This is a genomic window from Rhodanobacter spathiphylli B39 (assembly GCF_000264295.1).
In the GTDB taxonomy this organism is placed as follows: Bacteria; Pseudomonadota; Gammaproteobacteria; order Xanthomonadales; family Rhodanobacteraceae; genus Rhodanobacter; species Rhodanobacter spathiphylli.
Map to the genome: position 1 here is coordinate 1 of NZ_AJXT01000035.1, position 16,268 is coordinate 16,268.

Consider the following 16,268-nt stretch of genomic DNA (forward strand, 5'->3'; position numbering starts at 1 on the left):
CACTTGCGTGACTGCTTCATGCTCGGCCGTCCTTGGCCGACCTGAGAGGTTGTAAAACGCACAACCTCTCAGTGCTTTCCGGTGCCGGAAAGCACCACGTGATCGGCAAACGCGCTCACCTGCACGGGAAAAACGTGCGGCAAGGCATCGACCCAACGGCCAATGTTAGTCGTGTTGACGGTGCCGGTGAACCGCAGCTCGCCCAGGCGCGGATCGGCCAGCTGCACCGGCTGGCGGCTGTAGCGATTGACGTCGGCCAGCACGGTCGACAGCGGTTCGTCGACGAACTCCAGCCGATGCTGGCGCCACGTCGCCGCGTGTTCCGGCGCGATCGTGCTGACGCTGAGCGCGCCGCTGACCGGGTCGTACTCGGCGCGCTGGCCGGCCACCAGGTCCAGCCGGCCGGAGGGCAGGTCCGCATCGTCCGCAGCGCCGTTCGCCGGTGACAGCCGCACCCGTCCTTCGGTCACCGTCACGCTGACCCGTTGGCCGGTACGCCGCACGTTGAATGCCGTGCCGAGATCCTCGATGTGCAGGGGGCCGGCCGTCACCACGAACGGGCGCTGGCGGTCATGCGTGACGGTGAAGAACGCCTCGCCGGCGCGCAGGTCGATGTCGCGCCGGTGCTGCGCATAGCGGGTGGTCAGGCTGGAGGCCGCACCGAGTTCGATGGCGGTGCCATCGGGCAACTGGATGGCCCGATCCTCGGCCACCGCGCTGGCGTATTGCTGCGGCAGCGGGGAGTGGTCCGGCCCGCCGCGCAGCATCCACCAGCCGCCCAGCAGCGCCACGCCGACCACCGCCGCGGCGGCCGCCAGCGGACGATACGGCCGCTTCGTGGCGCGTGGCGCGAACTCGTCGATCAACTGCTGGCGCTGGCTGGGCGAGGCGTCGGCAGCCAGCTCGCCCAGCGTGTTGAGCTGGGCGAAGGTCTGGGCGTTGCTGGGATCAGCCGCCATCCATGCACCCCAGCGCTCAAGCAGGTCCGGGGACGGTTCGGGATCGCGCAACTGGGTCCACCACAGCGCCGCCGTGCGCGTGGTTTCCTCGTCGAATCCGGTATTGGTGGCCATTACGGCGTCTCCATTGCAAAACAGCGTTCACGGCAGTGCGCCATGGCCCGGCTGACGTGGTAGCGAACCATCCGTTCGCTGAGCTTCATCTCGGTGGCGATCGCGGAAAACTCGCGGCCTTCCAGCACGTGCAGCACGAACGCCTGGCTGCACTTGGCCGGCAACTCGCGCAGGGCGGCCTGCACTTTCTTCCATTGCTGGCCGGCCCACAGGTGCTGCTCGGGCAGCGGCGCGGCGTGCAGATCCTCGCTGACGGGCGGGGGCGACAGGTTGGCGCGCACCACGCGCTTGCGCAGGTAGTCCACCGACTGGTTGATCGCCATGCGGAACAGGAACGCCCGCGGTGTTTCCAGGTGGCCCAGGTCCTTCATGGTCAGCAACTTCACGTAGACCTCCTGCGCGATCTCCTGCGCATCGGTGCGCGAGCTGAGGCGGCATTGCAACAACGCCACCAGGGCATGGTGATGCTCGCGATAGAGCGTGGCCACCAGCTCGGCATGCGCGGGCGCGCGCTCGTCTGGCGGCTCCTCGCTGCGGCGGGGTGGTTCCTTGAAACGGTGGGGGCTGTCCATCCGGGTACTCATGACGCGCTTCGCGCATACGGTCGGGCCAGGCGGCGACCCACGTGTTTGTCGATTCCAGGCTTAGACGTGTCAGGCCGGGGAAATTGAAATGGCGGCGGATCCGGCGAGGACAAGTCGCCCTGCAGGCTCCCCTGATGACCCGACAGGTTTGCGCTAGAACTTGTTCCGCCAATGGCGGGTGTATCAGTACAGGCTGATCGTTGAACTGGTCATGATGTGCATGCAGGTGGCGATCTCGCACGGGCTGGGCTGTGGTTTGCCTTTGAGTGTTTTCAAGCGAAGCAGAGCAGAGCTTTCGTCCTCCTGCGGAGGGCGAGTCCCTTTCTCTCGCTTGCCCGAGAGAAAGGAACCAAAGAGAGGGGCACCCCGCTTCCGCGTTTTCCGGGCTTCCTGCCCGGAAAGTCCGCGTGCGGGTTACGGGGTTTGTCGACAGGGCATCCTGCCCTGACGCCAAACTGGCCGGCATCCCTGCCGGCCACCCTGCGGGCTTTCCTCCACCCGCCCGCCGCTGCAGAGGGGACCCCGGGTAGAGCGACGCGCATCCTGCGCGTACTTTTCAGAAGAGCCAAGTCAACAGCCGGAGCAAGAGCAGCAGAGCGACGCGTCGCTCTGGCTCTGGCTTCTGCTTCCCTGCTTCATCACCGAGTGCGGGCCAGGAAGGCCCGCTGCTCTGCCCGGGTCCCTTGTGCGGCGGTGAGTCGGGGTCGACAGGCCGCGCAGCGGGCATCGACAGGGATGTCGATGCCTTTTCGCACGGGCAGGAGGCCCGTTCGAAAAGCCCGGCCCCGGCTCACGAACTTGTTGGGCAGGAGGCCCAACAAGCGCCAAGCGGGGTGGCCTCTCTTTGGGCCACGTTTCTCTGGCCACACAGAGAAAGGTGGCTCGGGCGCCGAAGGCGCACGAAAGCTCTTGCTATTGCGAATCATGTGGTGACCGCGCATTCAAGGCTGGAACTAAACCTGACCCCGATAGCGGAAAAAATCTTCCGGTCCGAGCGCCTTTGCAGCGAGTCCACATTTCAAGATTTCACGATATAACACGTTGCGAAGATCGGACGCATGATCCCTACTGCTCTGCAGCTGACGAGGAAGATAGTCTTTAGTCACAAGCAGGTGTCGATAGCGGCTCGGACCTTTCCTCAAAATGCGGCAAAACCCTTGGTGTACGTCAATCTAGATTGGGGGATCGAATGACTCGGAAAAATATTGCTAATCGGGGTGACATTAGGCCTGATGCTCTTCGCCAACGCCGAGATCTCTATGCGCTGTCAATTGGGTTGCTGCTCTTCAATCTGGCAGGAGGGAAGGTTGCAGCCAATACCTCTTTCGGGAGCATCTTGCCTATCGCGTTGGAGAGGCCTTGGTGGTTACTTCTCGCTGCTTGGACAGGGTTTGCCTATTTCTGGTTTCGGTTCTCTCTCGTGTCTGAAATTCGCCCCATGGGTGCGTTTCTTCAAGACATTGCCTGGCAGGCTGGTGATACGGCGACGATCCGCCGGCTTGCGATCAAGCTGGCTAAGGGTGCAGTAGATCCGTACTCAGGACAGAAGGTGGAGGCGGCGATAGGGCCACCTGACGGATGCGTTCCCAAGCTGAGCTGGTCGGCGGGCAAACCTTTGCTCGACCTTTGCGGGCTCACATCTAAGGGCCAGGGTGCCGGTGAGAATAAGGTGCCGGCGAGCTTCGGCATGTCGGAGATTGAGATCCCGCCTGAGGATCGGCTAGCTATCATACGCGTAGGGCTCATCAGCATCGTCCGTGCTGTACTACGAGAGCGCACTTTCACCGACTACACGCTGCCTCATCTGTTCGCACTGCTCACATTTATTGTAGGAGCAGTGCGTTTTGCTTCCGCGGAAGTCATGACCTTCCAAGTCCCGCCGCATGTTGGGGTTGCTGCTAAAGCTTTAGTACCAACTTCCCTCTATGACTCCCATCAAACAACCGATTCAACACAACGGGCGCATTCTCCAACCCCTCCGCCACCGTCTCTTCCGCCTTCAACTTCCCCTCGCCAATCCAACCACTGAGCGTCTGCACCGCCTCACGCGTCTTTGTGTAATCCAGCACCAGAAACCCGCGCATGCTGAGGCGTTTCATGATGACGGGGCTGAAGTCGTCGCCGGGGCGTTCGGCGCTGTTGTAGCCCGAGATCATGCCGCACAGCGCCACGCGGCCGCCGATCACCATCCGCGACAGCACCGCGCGCATCACCTCGCCGCCCACGTTTTCGAAGTTCACGTGGACGCCGTCGGGCGTGACGGCCTTGAGCTGCTGCTTGAAGTCGGCGGACTTGTAGTCGACGGCGGCATCGAAGCCGAGGTGGTCGACGAGGTGGCGGCATTTGTCGGCGCCGCCGGCGATGCCGACCACGCGGGCGCCCATGATCCTGCCGATCTGGCCGGCGATGGAGCCGACCGAGCCGGCGGCGGCGGAGACGACCAGGGTTTCGCCGGCCTGCACGGGGGCGATGTCGGTGAGGCCGTAGTAGGCGGTGACGCCGCTCATGCCGGCTGCGCCCAGCAGGGTGGGCAGCGGGATGCCGGGATCGGCGGGCAGGCGCACGTAGCCCCTGGCGTCTTCGTGCAGCACGAGATATTCCTGCCAGCCGGTGACGCCCTGAACCAGGTCGCCTTCGGCGTAGTGCGCGGAGCGCGAGGCGACCACGCGCCCCAGGCCGAGCGCGCGCATCACTTCACCGATGGCCACCGGCGGCAGGTATTGGGGAATGTCGCGCATCCACACACGGTTGGTCGGGTCCATCGAGAGGTACAGCACGCGCACCAGTACCTCGCCGTCTTCGAGTTCGGGTACGGCTTGCTCGACCAGCTCGAAGTCGTCGCGCGAGACCAGGCCTTCGGGGCGGGTTTTCAGGCGCAGCTGGCGATTGATCAGGGACATGGTTTGCCTCCAGGCAGGTGTCAGACCGAAAGATAGCCGCCATCGACGTTGATCGCCGCGCCGGTGGTGTAGGAAGCGGCGGCCGAAGCCAGGTAGAGTGCCGCGCCGGCCATTTCGGACGGTTGCGCCACCCGGCGCATCGGCACGTGGGCCAGCGCCTGCTTGAGAATGGCCGGGGTGTTGACCAGCACCGAGGCGAACTTCGTGTCGGTGAGCCCGGGCAGCAGGGCGTTGCAGCGCACGCCGGATTCGGCGCATTCCGCCGCGAACGCCCTGGTCATCGAGATCACCGCGGCCTTGGTGATCGAGTAGATGCCTTGCTGGAAGCCCGGCACCACGCCGTTGACCGAGGCCACGTTGATGATCGAGCCGCCGCCATGTCTTGCCATCAGCTTCGCGCCATGGCTGGACATGTAGAAATAGCCGCGGATGTTCACGTCCACGGTCTTCTGGAAGATCGCGGGGTCGGTCTCGGTGATCGGCCCGAAGTAGGGGTTGGTGGCGGCGTTGTTGACCAGCACGTCGAGCCGGCCATGGCTGGCTTCGAGATGCGCGAACAGCGCAGTGATCTGTTCCATTTCGCCGATATGACAGGCCAGCGCCTCGGCCGAGCCACCCGCGGCGACGATTTCGTCGACCACGCGCTGGCAGTCGACCTGCTTGCGACTGGAGACGATCACGTGCGCGCCCTGGGCGGCGAACAGTCGGGCAATCTCGGCGCCGATACCGCGGCTGGCACCCGTGACGAGGGCGATCTTGCCGGAGAGGTCGAACAGCTGGCTGGTGCTCATCGAGGCGTTCCGCTGGGATGGAGAGGCCATGCGTGGCGTTGACGCCGCCTCGCTGCGTTTTCGATTGTGGCGCATCGACGCGCCCCGGCGTGCACCTTAGCCATCGTCGCGTGCTGCGCTCGCTCAGGGCGACGTGGCTGCGCGGGCCGCCGAGGCCTTTGCCTGTTGCCGGATGAAGCGAACGCTGTCTTCCAGTGCGCTCGACTTCCCGCGGAACGGACGGGACAGCGACAGCAGGATCGCGGCGTGGCCGATGCCCGGATACAGCTTCACCTCGGCCGGCTCATCGTGGCGCTGCATGGCTGCGGCAAGCGAGGTCGCATTGCGCGGCCACACCACCTTGTCGTCGCCGCCCTGCAACAGCAGCATCGGCGGCTCGTCACCGTCGACCTGGTGCACCGGCTGGGAGCGCAATTGCGCGACGTGGGTGGTGCCGAACATGTCGATGAAGTCCGGATTCTCCAGCGGCAGGAAGTCGTACGGGCCGGCCAGGCCGATGAAGCCATCCAGTTGCCGCGGCTGCATGCCGACGCCGGACAGCCACTGCGCATCGGTGGCCAGCAGCGCACCGATGTGGGCACCTGCGGAGTGGCCCATCAGGAACAGCGAGGCGGGGTCGCCACCGTATTCGCCGGCGTGCGCGTGCGCCCAGGCCACGGCGTGCGCTGCGTCCTGCATGAAGCCATCCAGGTGCACCGCGGGCCACAGGCGGTAATCGGGAATCACCACCACCATGCCCTTGCTGGCCAGCGCTTCGCCGGCCCAGCGATACCATGCACGCTTGCCCGACTTCCAGCTGCCACCGTAGAAGAACACGACCACCGGCGCGTGGCGGCTGTCGCGCGGGCGATAGATGTCCAGCGCCAGCCGGTGAGCGGGAGCGTAGATCACGTCGCGCTGAACCACCACGTCGTGCCTGCCCGTCGTGGCATTGAGGCTGCGGAACAGCGCCGCCTGGCAGCCACTGAGCAGGCCGCCGCCGAGCAGCAGCAGGAGGGTGGCGAACACGGTGCGGCGCGGGGCGTGACCGGCGTCTTTCGGTGGCATGGGGTTCCTTTGCGACGGTGATCCGGGGGCGTCAACCCCGTGATTCGCCGAGCTGCGTTGCATGGATGTGGGGTCGCGTGCACAGGTGTACGTGCCATGGCCGCCAGAAGATGCAGGCGTCGATGTATGCCTGACGTGTTCCACCTACACTGTGCCGGCCAGCAGGCACACAGGGAGAGAAGCATGCGTCGTCGAATGCCGGGGTTGTCGGGTTTCGTGTGGCCGATCGTGTTGTCGCTGTTGCTGCTGGCCGCGCCATTGCCGGCGCAGGACATTCCGCCGGCACTGGGCGACTGGCAGGGTTGGGTGCTGCACGACGTGCCGCAGCATGGCTGTCCGTTTCTTGCCGGCCAGACGCCGGACTCGGGCAACCGGCAATGCGCCTGGCCGGGCCGGATGAGCCTCGATGCCGGCAAGGACGGCGGTCACTTCACTCTCGACGTGCATGTCGATGCGCCGAGCTGGGTGGCGCTGCCGGGCGATGCGAAGAACTGGCCGCAGCAGGTCATGCTCGACCGGCAGCCTGCCACGGTCCTGCAGCGCAACGACCAGCCGATGCTGTGGCTGACCCCGGGCGAACACCAGTTGAGCGGCAGTCTGCCGTGGAACGCGCGACCGGCGCGGCTGCGGGTGCCGCAGTCGATCGGGCTGGTTACGCTGAAGGTGGATGGCGCGGCGGTGAGCCGCATCGAGCGCAACGGCGAGCAGTTGACCCTGGGCGAGGCCGCCGCTGCGCAGCGCGCCGCCGACGCACTTTCCCTGCGCGTCTATCGCCGGCTTGAGGATGGCCTGCCGGGCACCCTGCTGACGCAGCTGCAGTTCAACGTCACCGGCAGCGCCCGCGAGCAGAGCCTGGGCCCGGTGCTGCCTGACGGCTTCGTGGCCACCTCCCTGTCCGGTGAGCTGCCGTCCCGGCTGGACAACGACGGCCAGTTGCGCGTGCAGCTGCGCCCGGGCCAGTGGACGATCACGCTGGCCGCGCGCAGCGCCGCGCCGCTGTCCCGCATCGCGCTGAAGCTGCCGGCCGCACCGTGGCCGCGGCAGGAAGTGTGGAGCTATGTCGATGCTCCGGCGCTGCGCAGCACGCGCGTCGAAGGCAACGCCACCGATGCCGCCCAGGCCGGCGTGCCCACCCAGTGGAGCCAGCTGCCGGCCTTCGTGCTGGATGATCATGCCGGCCTGGCGATCGAGCAGGGCACCCGCGGCGACGAGGGCGGCAAGGGCGACCAGCTGCACCTGCAGCGTCAGCTCTGGCTCGACTTCGACGGCGGCGGGCTCAGCATCGTCGACCATCTCGGCGGCGAGCTGCGTCATCGGCAGCGTCTGGATGTGGCGGCGCCGTGGCAATTGCAGCGGGCCAGCCAGGATGACGAGCCGCTGCTGATCAGCCGGAGCGGGCAGGGCCGCAGCGGCGTCGAGCTGCGCGAGCAGGACATCGACCTCGGCGCCGGCCTGCGCCTGCCCATGCATGGCGGCCGCATTCCCACGGCCGGCTGGCAGGTGCCGCTGGAAGACATCGATGCCACCTTGCACCTGCCGCACGGTTACCGCCTGCTGGGTGCGATCGGTGCGGATCGTTCGCCCGATTCGTGGGTGGCGCAATGGGATCTGCTCGACCTGTTCGTGGTGGCCGTGATCGCGCTGCTGGCGGGACGCCTGCTGGGCTGGCCGTGGGCGCTGCTGGCCGCCGGTTTCCTGGCCCTGGCGCGGCATGAGGTGGGCGTGCCGCTGTGGACGCTGGCCACGGCACTGGCGCTTGGCCTGCTGCTGGCGGCGCTGCCCGAAGGGCGCCTGCGCCGCACGGCGCGCTTCGGCGCGCTGGCCGGGTTTGCGCTGGCGGTACTGTGGGCGCTGCCGTTCGCGGCGGCGCAGTTGCAGTACGCGCTGCATCCCCAGCTGGAGGGCGGACAACAGGGTGCGGTGATGGCGAGGTTCGAGCCGGCGGGTCAGCCGCCGCCGAAGATCGTCGCGCAAGCGGCACCGCCGCCGACCGAAGAAGCCTACGCGAACGCGTCGATGCCCCCGCCCATGCCAGCGGCTGACGCGCGCAGTTCGTCGGCTCGCGGGGTGGTGTCGGGAAAGACGGCGGCGGCCCTGAGTGCCATTGCCGTGGAGGCGTCGGCGGTGCAGGACCTCGGTGGAAGCCTGGCCGCCGTCCGCGACGATCTGGATGCCCGCAACGTGGTGCAGGCCGGCGCCGGCATGCCGTCCTGGAACCAGGGCAACAACTACCGGCTTGGCTGGTCCGGGCCGGTGACGGCGGAGCAGACCACGCGCCTGCTGATCGTGCCGTCGTGGCTGGTGCGCCTGCTGCGGGTGGTGATGGTGGGCTTGCTGGCCGCGTTGCTGGGTCGCCTGGTGCCGAGGTTGCTGCCCGCTTCGCGCATCTCCTGGCCGGGCGGGCGTCGCGGCGCGAGCGTGGTCGGCGCGGCGCTGTTCGTGGCCTTGCTGCTGCCGACGGGCAGCCGGGCGCAGAGTCTGCCGGACGCGCCGCTGCTGGAGCAGTTGCGTAACCGGCTCACCGAGGCGCCCCCCTGTGCGCCGGCCTGCGCCGCGGTGGCTCAGGCGCAGCTGCAAGTCAATGGCGACGTGTTGGATGTCGCCCTGGAAATCCATGTCGGGGCGGCGGTGGCGCTGCCCCTGCCGCAAGCCGATGACGCGCTGCAGCTGTTCGAGGTCAGCGTGGATGGCCATGCCGATGCGCCGATCGTGCGTCGTGGCGACCGGCTGCTGTTGCGGCTGGATCGCGGCGTGCACCGGGTCGGCCTGCGCTACCGCATCGGCAGCGCGGACACCGCGAGCCTCCGTTTCGACCTGCGCCCGCAACGCGTGAGCTTCGACGGCCAGGGCTGGTTGCTGGATGGCGTCAGTGACGGCCGCGCGTTGGGCGACAGCATCGCCCTGCATCGGGTGCGCGCCGGCAACGACGGCGGCAGCGTCGCGGCGGTGCAGAGCTTTCCACCTTACGTGCGGCTGATCCGCACGCTGGAGCTGGGTGTGGACTGGACGGTGACCAACGAAGTCCAGCGCATCGCGCCGCGCGAGGGCGGCTTCAGCATCAGCATTCCGCTGCTGCCCGGCGAGCATCCGGTGGGCGACGACGTGCTGGTGAAGGACGGTCGCATCAACATCACCTTCAATGCCAGCAGCGGCGCGGTGACCTGGCGCAGTCGCCTGGATCACGTTGCCAGCTTGGTGTTGAAGGCGCCCGCATTGGGCGAACGTGCCGAGGCATGGCAGATCCAGGCGGCGCCGATGTGGCATGTCGAGGCGAAGGGCGTGCCAACCAGCGCCAGTGACGACGGCCTGCTGTTCCAGCCGCTGCCGGGCGAGACCCTGCAACTGGCATTCACCCAGCCGCAGGCGATCGCCGGCGACAGCCTGGCCTTCGATCGGGTGCAAGTGACCACGGTGGCCGGCGAACGCGCCAGCGAAACCACACTGGAACTGCATGCGCGCAGCACCCGCGGCGGCGAGCACGCGATCGACCTGCCGGCCGGCGCCGAATTGCTGGACGCGAACCGCGATGGCGAGTCGATCAACCTGGCGGTCCGCGACGGCAAGCTCGGCCTGCCCCTGTTGCCGGGCGAGCACGACTACACGCTGCGCCTGCGCGAGCCGCGTGGGGTGGCCGCGCGCACGCGCACGCCGACGTTCGCGCTGCACGCGCCGGTGGCCAACATCGGTCTCGACCTGCAGTTGCCGCAGGACCGCTGGGTGCTGTGGACATGGGGGCCGACCACCGGTCCGGCCGTGTTGTACTGGTCGCAGCTGGTCGTGCTGCTGCTCGCCGCGTGGCTGCTGGCCCGCTTCGCGCCGACGCCGCTGCGCTTCCGCCACTGGCTGCTGCTGGGGCTGGGCTTCTCCGCATTCGCCTGGAGCGCCTATGCGCTGGTCGTGCTGTGGCTGATCCTGCTGGGCCTGCGCGCCCGCCACGCGCCCGCGGAGAACGCGGACAGCACGCGCTTCAACCTGTTGCAGGTCGGCCTGGCGGCACTCACCGTGCTGGCCCTGCTGGTGTTGATCGCCGCGGTGCCCAAGGGGCTTCTTGGACTGCCCGACATGCATGTGGTGGGCAACGGCTCGGCTGCCGCAAGCCTGCGCTGGTTCGCCGACCAGAGCGCCGGCCTGCTGCCGGGCGGTGGCGTGTTCAGCGTGTCGTTGTGGTTCTACAAGCTGGCAATGCTCATCTGGGCGCTGTGGCTGGCCAATGCCCTGATCGGCTGGTTGCAGTGGGCGTTCAAGTCGTGGACGCACGGCGGCTACTGGCGCAAGCCGTTGCCGAAGCCGGGCGCGACGCCGCCACAGCTGCCACCGAACAGTTCGGAGCCGCCGCATGCCTGATGTACGCCATGCGCTGATGGCCGCGACCGCACGGCTCGGCGAGCGCGCCGACGCCGAACTGCTGCTGCTGCACGCGCTGCAGCAGGAACGCAGCTGGCTGTTCACCCACGCCGACGACGAGCTGGCGATGGACGTCCAGACGGCTTTTCAACAGCTGGTCGCGCGGCGCGAAGCAGGCGAGCCGGTGGCCTACCTCACCGGCCGCCGGGGCTTCTGGACGCTGGACCTCGAAGTGACCCCGGCCACCCTGATCCCGCGCCCGGAGACGGAACTGCTGGTCGAGCTCGCCCTTCAGCAACTTCCCGACAGGGCGCCCGTCGACGTGGTCGACCTGGGCACCGGCAGCGGCGCGATCGCGCTGGCGATCGCCAGCGAACGGCCGCAGGCACGAGTGATCGGCACCGACGCCAGCGTCGCCGCGCTGGCGGTGGCAAGGCGCAACGCGCAACGCCACCACCTCGACAACGTCACCTTCGTGCATGGTGACTGGCTGGCACCATTGGCCGGCCAGCAGTTCGACCTGATCGTCTCCAACCCGCCGTACATCGAAGCCGCCGACCCGCACCTGGTGCAAGGCGACCTGCGCCACGAGCCGGCCAGCGCACTGGCCTCGGGCGACGACGGCCTCGACGACATCCGCCGCATCCTCGTCGACGCCCACCACCACCTGCGCCCCGGCGGCCGGCTGCTGTTCGAGCATGGCTGGAACCAGGGTGAAGCGGTGCGCGGGTTGCTGGCCCAGGCCGGCTATGCCGACGTGTTCACGGCGCAGGATCTGGAGCTGCGTGATCGGATCAGCGGCGGCAGGGTGTGAGTCAGCCGGTCGCCTGATTCGGGTGGTGGTGAATGCGGAACCCTGACGGGCCAAGCCAGCTGATCGTGCGATAGGCGGCGGTGAGGGTGTTCCGTTCGCGATAGAGGCGAAGCAATTCGGCCGGACTCCAGCCCGCGCCTTCCGCGAACAGACCGTCCAGCCCGATCAATGCATCGGCAAGTTGCTTCCTGTCGGGGTCGTCCGTGATGGGCCTCTCCCAGCGTGGCGACACCGCGACAACGCCACGTACGCGCAACGCGGGTTCGATTGCCGGGCTACGGCAAACAAGCGCAGCCACATGGCCGGCAAGGTCGAGCACCACGACTTCATGGTCTGGCATGGTGTTCATGGAGATCTCGTGGGGCGGGTCATGGTCATTCGTCTACTTGTAAGGCGACCAGTCGAACGGCGGTGCGTCCCAGGCTCTGCCCTGTATCAGATCGGCAAGCGTCGTCTCGAACTCCAGCCGCAGGATCGATGCAGCGTCGCGACAGAATTCAGCGATCGTGTGCTCGGGGTTGGCGTTGGTGAGCGGTGGCACGATATCTTATTCGTCGCACCGGGCCAGATGATCGTTCACGAAGAAGCCATCTCCATTGCGCGAGTCGACAAACACGGAAAGACGGTCGGCATGGGTCGGCATTGCGGGCGAGAAGTGAATGCGCAGCTCCCTGTCGGCCGCGCTCGATACGTACCGGATGACCAATTGATCGCCAAGCAGGGTGGAATGAGCCAACTCATCCGGAAGCCGTGCGTATCCCCAGCGTGTCATGAATGACAGGCAGGCATGCAGCGCCCGCGAGACCTCCTCGAACTTCGTCATCGCGGCACCCCGTGCATTATTCGACATGCTTGAAATCGAAGTCCGCCTGCATGAGCGCATTGGCAAACTCGGCATCCGAAGACTCCAGCTCCCTGGCCGCCATCAGGCCGATATCCACCCATCCGCGATCCGCGGCAAGCGGAAGACACCGGTAGCCAAGTTCCGCGATCATGCGGCTCAGCTGCTCGCCGGCATGGATATGAACCCCATAATCGGGGCTTCTTGCCAGGCGATCGGCAAGCATGTCCAGCGCATGCCTGGCCGAAGCCAGCGCCTCGCTGCGATCAATCATGGGTGCATCCAAGGCGTTGCCCCATGTGGCGGCGAGTCATCGGGAAATGACAGGCCTGTCCCGTCGTCATCGCTGATGAAGCCGCATGTCGCCAGGTTGTGCGGCGTCCCTGGTGAACGCCAGTAGCGCAGCGATGGCACTTCGGATTCGATGCGTTGCCTGGCCAGCGCGGACAGCTCCCTCTCCATGTGTACGACCTGGCAGGTTCTGCTCCATCCTTCGGAAATTTCGGCCAGGATGTTGCCTTCCTCGATGGCGATTTCCACAGCACGAAGGACAGGGGCAGAGGTTATCAATGCCATGCTGGTCTTCATGTCGTTCGGCTCGACTGGCTGGGAATCATGTCGATGGCTTCCATGTCAATTCCATAAGGCTCCAAGAGGACGGGTCGTAGCAGGCCTCGTAAAGCGGCGAGGCATCGTATGGCTTTCAGGGCAGTCTACGGTGCACGTGGATATTCAGTGCCACTTCCCCGGCGCGCACGCTGATGGCATCAAACCAGAACCTGTCTCCCGCCATAGAATATCTTGAGGTGCCGTAAGGATTGATGATGCGTCGAAGGACTTCGTTCGTCGGATCGAGGACCATGACGTTGCCGGAACCATACGTGTCGTGGTCCTGCAGCACGACGATGCCGCTGCCATCGGGAAGCGCGCGAGCAGTCATCGTCTCGCCCAACGCAGTTCTCCAGGTTCGAACTGGCTGGTGAGCGGCAAGCTCTGCTTGCCGGCGATGATGCGCTCAATCAAGGGGGAGCAACTCACGGTGAATTCCATACGGATCGTCCGGCGGTACATCTTGCTTGATGGTCTGACGAACCAGCCTTGCCTCGCCATGCGCACGAACTAGCGGGGGCGTGCCCTATGTCACAGGTTTCCACTCGATCTTTTTCAAGTCCCATGTCGATGGGTCGTAACTTGCTTCATAGATGGGTGCAGCATCATAGGGCTTCCCCGGTAGTTTGCGGTGCACCTGAATGTGCAAGATGGCATCGTCACCGCTTGCCGTGACGCCATAGAACGAAAATTCGTCGCCTGCCGTGAAGAATTTTGAGCTTCGGTAGGGATTGGCAATGCGTCGAAGCAGTTCGTTCTTGGCATTCAGGACGACAACGTTATCGGAACCATAGTGCTCTTCACTCTGGAGAACGGCGATGCTGCTGCCATCGGGCATAAGGCACGCAGTCAATGTGTCGTCGCCGTCGATCAAGCGCGTGAACGCACGGCCGCCGCTCTTCCACGCGTAGGCTCTCGGGTGGAACTCGGGGTCATTGATTTGCTGCAGCACCGGCACATCGGGAAGGTACTTGCCGACTCCAGTCCTGATGCCGTTGTTCAAGATGAAGACAAAATTCTGGATCATGGGATGGATATACCTTGTGCCGGAGGAGCGCATCGGCCCCTGTTCCTTCGGGGCCACCGCATTTCCCGTGTGCGCGTGAAAGTCCGCCGTGCAATTACAAGCCGAGGCTGTCCAGCAGCTTTCTTTCTTCGATCTGGTACGCATGACGGAATGGACCACTTTCGTCGAGCATCTCCCGGCTGAATTTGAGGACAAAGTCGAATACCTGTCGAACCTCACGTTCCACATGGAGGCGAATGAGCTTGACCTGATCTTCGCCCTCCAGCTCCGCCGAACTAGTTTTCCTGATTCCGTCGAACACGCTGGCGTCAGCGCGGAATGCCTCTCCGGCAAGTATTTTCCTGGACAGGCCTATCTCGAACTTCCTGCCCGAGCTGTCGCTGAGGTGTGCGGCCAGCGACGGGAGGTAATGCCTTTCGGTCTGGAAGGTCAGCGAGCAGGCGCTATTCGCGAGAACCAACTCGTACTCCGCATCCCGATCAAGACCGAGATCGAGCTCGCGAAATTCGAGGAGCAAAGCCTTGATGGTAGAGCCGTAGGGGTCAATCATTTCGATCTGTTGCCTGCGTCATGTCCGGATCGCCATGCAGAGGGTTCGATGAGGTACCGCTACTCCGTTCACGCCAGCTCCAGGACGTTTCCGGCCCTCTCAAAGTCGCTGCGTATCCCGGAAATGACGGCGTCCAGTTCAGGACTGCTGATCTTCAGCCCGCGGGGTGATCCCAGTATTTGATTTCATGCGTGTAGATGGCAAATCCGATCTTTCCACCGGGCGGAAAGAACATTTCGCTGGGAATGGTCAGAGACCTGCCGTTGACTTCGACGCTCATGTGACTGCGAGTCACCTCCCTGATCACTGCTGGTCTCCTGACCTGACGTGCTTGCTTTCTTTGCAGCACGAAACTTCGACGATGGGGCCGTGTCGAGGGATGTTTGTCGCAAGCTTGAGGTCACATGCGCGCGTCCATGATGCAACGGCCGATCCGCAGAAATTTCTCCTCTTCGGTCAGCGACTCCCAAAGCGAATGAGTCACCGGGGCTACCTCCATATCCACAAATAGCGCCGGCTGAGCCGCTTCCCAGGCGCGCATGGAGGAGGAAGAACACACTGGGCACGATGGATGCCGACCGATCCGGAGCGGCCTGCCACCCTCGTCCGGATCGCAAGCGACCTGCCCATAGATGTCTCGCAGCAGTTCCGCACGCCTGGTTGCCTTCATCTCGGCGCCGGATTGCCGGGCAATGAGGTCATCGACCTCCTTGTAGGTGGGATCGACGAGCGCATTCAGATAGGCCATCGACGCTCCTGTTCCACTACGGAGAAGAAATTCCGCGTAGGACGCGAGTGGCAACGCCGGAGCCTGGAAGGGATGGCCCCAAGGTTCGCATTGGTAATCGAAGATTTGCAGTCGCATGATCCGGGTAGCCGTGCCTTGCCGCCACGGCGTCAACAACGGACTGCCATGGGCAGCTTTGCGAAGGAGGGCTCCGAGCCTCCGGTGCGCACCCCAACGCCATGGGGTCGACAGGTGTGAGCCACCATTGGCGTCCTATTGACGATACATCCATACCAGGCACGAGTCGGTCTGCTGTGGAATGATTCTTTCCGGAGTAATGTCTGCGGGGATTTCGGTGCCGTCAGAAAACCTGCACCACTGAACATTGTTCACAAAGCGATTGAAGCCCTGCTTGCCGCAGCTCGGACATGGCGGCAGGCTTCCCAGAAATCTTCTCAGATTGTCCTCGTAGTACGACCGATACCCGGCGCCATGATCAGGAACCTTGTCGGGCTTGGGTTCGCCCAGGACGCGGTCTGCCCGAGGATCCGTCCACAGGATCGTGTGGCAATGTCCGCACTGGGCACCAATGACGGCTGCTTGTGCCCAGGTGAAAAAGACGAGTCCATGTACTTCCCGGTCCCTGACGAGGGCAGGCTCGACGCCAGCATCTCTGGCGCTGATTTGAATGATCCTGGTCATCGTCCCCACGCCTTCGGCAACCTGGCCTCAACCGTTGTCTCTACGGCGTTGGCAGGAAAGTATCACCTCGTAAGCATCTTTCTCGCTTCCCTGGGCCTTTGCTGCTTCGGCGCGGGTGATCGGGCGAGTTCAATTCTGAAGTGCACCACCCCCAGCGGTAGAGCGGCGCAGGTGCGGTAGCCTGCACAGCTTCACCGCCAAGTGGAACTGCACATGAGCAACACACACCTGAGCCAAGACGAACGCTATCAGATTCAGC

General features: G+C 65.1%; 18 protein-coding genes. 2 read left to right on the forward strand and 16 right to left on the reverse strand.

All coding sequences use genetic code 11. From position 1 onward, the window contains the following. Positions 1 to 68 precede the first annotated feature (68 nt). The 5 genes from UU7_RS11560 to UU7_RS11580 form a co-directional block, all read right to left on the reverse strand. The gene (locus tag UU7_RS11560; protein WP_007808457.1) at positions 69 to 1,073 is read right to left on the reverse strand and encodes a FecR family protein; all 1,005 of its coding nucleotides are present in this window, start codon (positions 1,071 to 1,073) and stop codon (positions 69 to 71) included. Then, complete coding sequence (locus UU7_RS11565) at positions 1,073 to 1,657, reverse strand: RNA polymerase sigma factor (protein ID WP_238530934.1); 585 nt, start codon at positions 1,655 to 1,657, stop codon at positions 1,073 to 1,075. The genes UU7_RS11560 and UU7_RS11565 overlap by 1 nt, the downstream gene beginning before the upstream one ends. Before the next feature lie 1,898 nt (positions 1,658 to 3,555). Next, positions 3,556 to 4,557: an NADP-dependent oxidoreductase gene (locus UU7_RS11570; RefSeq protein WP_007808461.1), complete on the reverse strand. Its 1,002-nt coding sequence runs from the start codon at positions 4,555 to 4,557 to the stop codon at positions 3,556 to 3,558. A gap of 20 nt (positions 4,558 to 4,577) precedes the next feature. After that, positions 4,578 to 5,348: an SDR family oxidoreductase gene (locus UU7_RS11575; RefSeq protein ID WP_007808463.1), complete on the reverse strand. Its 771-nt coding sequence runs from the start codon at positions 5,346 to 5,348 to the stop codon at positions 4,578 to 4,580. A gap of 123 nt (positions 5,349 to 5,471) precedes the next feature. Next, positions 5,472 to 6,395: an alpha/beta hydrolase gene (locus tag UU7_RS11580; protein WP_007808465.1), complete on the reverse strand. Its 924-nt coding sequence runs from the start codon at positions 6,393 to 6,395 to the stop codon at positions 5,472 to 5,474. A 183-nt stretch (positions 6,396 to 6,578) separates the two neighbouring features. On the opposite strand from UU7_RS11580, the gene UU7_RS11585 reads away from it, so the two are divergent. Beyond that, the gene (locus tag UU7_RS11585) at positions 6,579 to 10,739 is read left to right on the forward strand and encodes a hypothetical protein (protein ID WP_040673340.1); all 4,161 of its coding nucleotides are present in this window, start codon (positions 6,579 to 6,581) and stop codon (positions 10,737 to 10,739) included. Further along, entirely contained in the window at positions 10,732 to 11,553 is an 822-nt protein-coding gene (gene prmC, locus UU7_RS11590; protein WP_007808468.1) for a peptide chain release factor N(5)-glutamine methyltransferase, read from the forward strand. The genes UU7_RS11585 and prmC overlap by 8 nt, the downstream gene beginning before the upstream one ends. 1 nt (position 11,554) lies before the next feature. Here prmC and UU7_RS11595 read toward each other — a convergent pair whose 3' ends face one another. The 11 genes from UU7_RS11595 to UU7_RS18430 all read right to left on the reverse strand — a co-directional run bounded on the left by UU7_RS11595 (position 11,555) and on the right by UU7_RS18430 (position 16,009). Continuing rightward, a complete protein-coding gene (locus UU7_RS11595) occupies positions 11,555 to 11,902 on the reverse strand; it encodes a hypothetical protein (RefSeq protein ID WP_007808469.1) in 348 nt (115 codons plus the stop codon). A 33-nt stretch (positions 11,903 to 11,935) separates the two neighbouring features. After that, complete coding sequence (locus UU7_RS18420; RefSeq protein WP_157582186.1) at positions 11,936 to 12,094, reverse strand: hypothetical protein; 159 nt, start codon at positions 12,092 to 12,094, stop codon at positions 11,936 to 11,938. Between the two features lie 6 nt (positions 12,095 to 12,100). Further along, positions 12,101 to 12,376, reverse strand: a complete 276-nt coding sequence (locus UU7_RS11600) for a hypothetical protein (protein ID WP_007808471.1) — start codon at positions 12,374 to 12,376, stop codon at positions 12,101 to 12,103. A gap of 16 nt (positions 12,377 to 12,392) precedes the next feature. Continuing rightward, positions 12,393 to 12,668 (reverse strand): immunity protein Tsi6 family protein, encoded by a 276-nt coding sequence (locus UU7_RS11605; protein WP_007808473.1) that lies wholly within the window; start codon positions 12,666 to 12,668, stop codon positions 12,393 to 12,395. Next, positions 12,665 to 12,982 carry a hypothetical protein gene (locus UU7_RS18425; protein ID WP_157582189.1) on the reverse strand — a complete coding sequence of 106 codons (318 nt, stop codon included), beginning with the start codon at positions 12,980 to 12,982 and terminating at the stop codon, positions 12,665 to 12,667. Before UU7_RS18425 ends, UU7_RS11605 begins: the two co-directional genes overlap by 4 nt. A 115-nt stretch (positions 12,983 to 13,097) precedes the next feature. Further along, positions 13,098 to 13,346: a hypothetical protein gene (locus tag UU7_RS11610; RefSeq protein ID WP_007808474.1), complete on the reverse strand. Its 249-nt coding sequence runs from the start codon at positions 13,344 to 13,346 to the stop codon at positions 13,098 to 13,100. Between the two features lie 183 nt (positions 13,347 to 13,529). After that, positions 13,530 to 14,030: a hypothetical protein gene (locus tag UU7_RS11615; protein ID WP_040673342.1), complete on the reverse strand. Its 501-nt coding sequence runs from the start codon at positions 14,028 to 14,030 to the stop codon at positions 13,530 to 13,532. A 94-nt stretch (positions 14,031 to 14,124) separates the two neighbouring features. Continuing rightward, a complete protein-coding gene (locus UU7_RS11620) occupies positions 14,125 to 14,580 on the reverse strand; it encodes a hypothetical protein (protein ID WP_007808478.1) in 456 nt (151 codons plus the stop codon). Positions 14,581 to 14,734: 154 nt separating this feature from the next. After that, complete coding sequence (locus tag UU7_RS18660) at positions 14,735 to 14,929, reverse strand: Imm74 family immunity protein (RefSeq protein ID WP_083845978.1); 195 nt, start codon at positions 14,927 to 14,929, stop codon at positions 14,735 to 14,737. Between the two features lie 51 nt (positions 14,930 to 14,980). Beyond that, positions 14,981 to 15,328 carry a hypothetical protein gene (locus UU7_RS11625; protein WP_007808481.1) on the reverse strand — a complete coding sequence of 116 codons (348 nt, stop codon included), beginning with the start codon at positions 15,326 to 15,328 and terminating at the stop codon, positions 14,981 to 14,983. A 252-nt stretch (positions 15,329 to 15,580) separates the two neighbouring features. Further along, a complete protein-coding gene (locus UU7_RS18430; protein WP_157582192.1) occupies positions 15,581 to 16,009 on the reverse strand; it encodes a hypothetical protein in 429 nt (142 codons plus the stop codon). Positions 16,010 to 16,268 lie beyond the last annotated feature (259 nt).